General features: G+C 57.3%; 1 protein-coding gene and 1 pseudogene. Both read right to left on the bottom strand.

Features of this window, described 5'->3' with window-relative positions:
• Window positions 1-101 precede the first annotated feature (101 nt).
• Entirely contained in the window at window positions 102-3389 is a 3288-nt protein-coding gene (locus OKC40_RS21965) for a type I restriction endonuclease subunit R (RefSeq protein ID WP_270796986.1), read from the bottom strand.
• Window positions 3386-3568, bottom strand: a pseudogene (locus tag OKC40_RS21960) (VWA domain-containing protein); the annotation flags it as partial. The gene OKC40_RS21965 and the pseudogene OKC40_RS21960, both read right to left, overlap by 4 nt.

Raw genomic sequence — 3568 nt, 5'->3', positions numbered from 1 at the left:
GCTCGAAGGCGATCCGCTCATCGCCGTAGCGAAAGCTAAAGGATGGAGCTGGAGCCTGGGCCTGAGCATCGCCCTTGACCCGAATAGGCACATTCATCTGATCAGACTCCGCTCAAGCCGACTCGGGTGATCTGCACCACCATCTCGACAATCTTCTTGGCCTGCTCCATACCACTGCCGATTGCTTTGCACTCCTGGAACATACGCGGCAGCAACTGCTTGCGAATACCCGCCTCGATGTTCTGCGGGTTGATGGAGTGCTCGGCCACCGATGCATCCACGACCGTATCGATCTCGAAGGCCAGCTTTATCCACTTCTCCTGTACCTGGCTGTCGGTAATGGCGAACACCTCCGGCAGTACCTTTTTAAACACCCCAAAGTAGGCCTGAGCGTGGCGATGCCCAGCAAAAGCGTCAGGAATCTCACTCAGGCGACGCTCCTGCACCTGCTCTTCGAACTCACGAAACAGCATGTACTGCTTGAGCGGGTGATCGAACAGCTTCTCTGCCTCCTCGATAGCTTGGCGCAGCAGCTTGGAGAAGGCTTCCTGGGCGTAGGGGTCGTCGCGTAGCTCCTGCTCAATCATGCGGGTGACGCGAGTCTTGATGATGTCGGTCTCGTTGCGGGTCTTGTTCTCGCTCCACTCTTCTGGCTGCTTTTGGCCCATCTTGCCGACTTCATAGACGCCGCCCGGCTCTTTAACCTCTACCCCGACCACATGCTTATCCAGCAGCTTCTTCACCTGTTCGGCATATTCGTCGTAGTCAACCTTCTCACCTGCATCCTGTTGCACCAGTTGGCGCAGGCTGGAGAGCTGTTTCACCGTCTCTTTGTAGTGGCGACGATCCGCCTCGCTAAAGGCGCTGTCCTCGAAAAAAGAGGCCGACTGCAACGCCACTTTCAGGCAACTGGCAAACGCCGTGAGAGCCTCGTAGAAGTCTTCTCGCACCTTGAGGTTCACATCCACCAGTTCGCCGTCCAGTTCCTCCATCTTGGGCACCAGCACTTGACGCAGTTGCTCGATATCCTGCTTGTTCTTCACCCCGGCGAAAATGTTCCACAGGGTCTGGTAGAGCTGAGGCAGCCGCTTATATTCGGTGCCCATCTGGTTGTAGAGGCCTTTGAGGTCGTCAACGTCATAGCCGCCCTGGGTGCGGGAAGCGAGATCCTGATACTTGCCGATAGTGGTATCCAGCTCGGATAAGATGCCGCGATAGTCGATAAGCAGACCGAACTGCTTCTTCGGGTGCAGCCGGTTGACCCGCGCAATCGCCTGGATCAGGTTGTGCTCTTTGAGTGGCTTGTCGATATAGAGCACTGTGTTCTTTGGCTCATCGAAGCCGGTCAGCAACTTGTCCACCACGATCAGCAACTTGAGGTCGTCATCCTGATCGAAACGATTCACGACATGTCTGGTGTACGCCTGCTCATCCCCAGAACCAAAGAGAGCACCGACATTCTCCTTCCACCACTGAGTGACCAGCGGTGTGGTCGATTCATCGACCTCGGTGTTGCCTTCCCGGCTGTCGGGCGGACTCATCACCACCGCCGACTCGAACAGCCCCGCCTCGTCGAGGTACTTTTTATAGAGCACCGCCGAGGCTTTGCTATCGCAGGCCAGCTGGCCCTTGAGCCCCTCGACAATGTGGTTTGAAAAGTGACTGGCGATATCGAACGCAATCAGCTTGATGCGATCTTCCGCGCTGTAGATCTCGCCCTTGCGGGCAAATTTGCGTTTCAGATCGGTCTGCTGCTGCTCGTTTAACCCCTGGGTTATGCGCTCAAACCAGCTGTCGATAGCCCGCTCGTTGACCTCCAGATCGGGAATGCGCTCCTCGTAGAGCAACGGCGTCACCGTCTTGTCCTCGACCGCCCGTTGCATGGTGTAGGCATGGACGATGGGGCCAAACTTATTGGTGGTCTTGTCATCCTTGAGAAGCGGCGTGCCGGTAAAAGCCACAAACGCGGCGTTGGGCAATGCCAGCTTCATGCGGACATGGTTCTCGCCCCCCTGGCTGCGGTGGCCCTCATCGATCAGCACGATGAGATCCGGGCTCTTGTTGATGCACTCCGGCAACTTGGTCGCTGAGTTGAACTTCTGAATAAGCGAGAAGATGATCCGCTCGCTGCCCTTACCGATCTGCTCGGCCAGCCGCTTGCCCGAGGTAGCCATGGCCGCTTCTTTATCCTTCTTACCCGCGAGTTCGCCGCTGGAGGCAAAGGTCTTGCTGAGCTGGCTCTCCAGATCCACCCGGTCGGTCACCACCAGCAGGCGACACTGTTTCAAACTGTCGTGCAGGATCAGCGCCTTGCTGAGGAACACCATGGTGAACGACTTGCCCGAACCAGTGGTGTGCCAGATCACCCCACCTTCTCTCCCGCCATCGGGGCGTTTCTGGTTGATACGCTCGATTAACCGCTTGATGCCAAACACCTGCTGGTAGCGGGCGACTATCTTGCCCGCCTTCTTGTCAAACAGGGTGAACAGCCGGGTCATCTCCAGCAGCCGCTCCGGGGAAAGCAGGCTGATTAGCAGCCGATCCTGATCGCTGACGGCCAGTGCGCCCGCCGCAACCAGAGACTGATACCAGTCCAGGTCGGCGGCGGAACGGTGGCTAAACAGGGCAGAAAGTTGTTCGGATGAGAGCGGCTGATTCTTGATGGCCGTCATCTCGCCATCACCGATGTCCTCCTCACGCCAGGCGGCCCAGAACTTCTCCGGCGTACCGCAGGTGCCATATCGCCCCTCGATGCCATTGATGGAGAGCAACAACTGGCTGTAGGCAAACAGCAGCGGGATCTCGTCGGGGCGCTGGTTGCGCAGGCTTTGGGAGATCCCTTCCTTGATGGTCGGCCCTTTTTTGGCATTGCCATCGGGGCGCTTGGCCTCGATCACCACCAGGGGCAAGCCATTGACGAAGCAGACGATATCCGGGCGGCGAGCCTCGATACCTGCCGAACGCATCACCCGAAACTCTTCGGTGAAGGTGAAGCGGTTATTGTGCGGGTTGTGCCAGTCAATCAGGGGGATGGTGGGGCTCACCTTCTTGCCATCAACAAACTCGGTGACGGATATGCCATAGAGCAAGTGGTTATAGAGCCGCTCGTTGGCCGCCTGCAACCCTTCATTCAAGGCCGGGCTGCACAGCTCACTCACCAGATTGTCCACTGACTTGGGCGACAGCGGATAGGTTTTGCCCGCAAACACAAAGGTGCGCTCGGCCAGCACGCTGCGCAGTTGTTGGCGCAGCACCACCTGATCGAACTTGTTATCCCGTGCCGCCAGCGCCTGTTCAGGGGAGAGGAAAGACCAGCCCAGCTGGGTGAGCAGGGTCAGGGCTGGGATCTTGGCGCTGTACTCTTCCTGAAATTTCGGCAAGGCCTTCATAACGGGGGTGCCTCAAACTGGTTATCAATTTTTTGCTGAAAGCCGATCAACTCATGAATGGTACTCGTCGTCGAGTTATACACCCACTCATGATCAAAGAGGCTCTTTAGCCGCTGAACCATATAGGCAGAGCCGACCACCAGAGAGTAAAAGCGGTTACCCTTACCACGCTGTTGCTC

The organism is Aeromonas sp. QDB11 (genome assembly GCF_027705265.1).
Taxonomy (GTDB): domain Bacteria; phylum Pseudomonadota; class Gammaproteobacteria; order Enterobacterales; family Aeromonadaceae; genus Aeromonas; species Aeromonas allosaccharophila.
The sequence above is the reverse complement of the archived record's forward strand: the minus strand, read 5'-3'. Positions and strand labels throughout refer to the sequence as shown.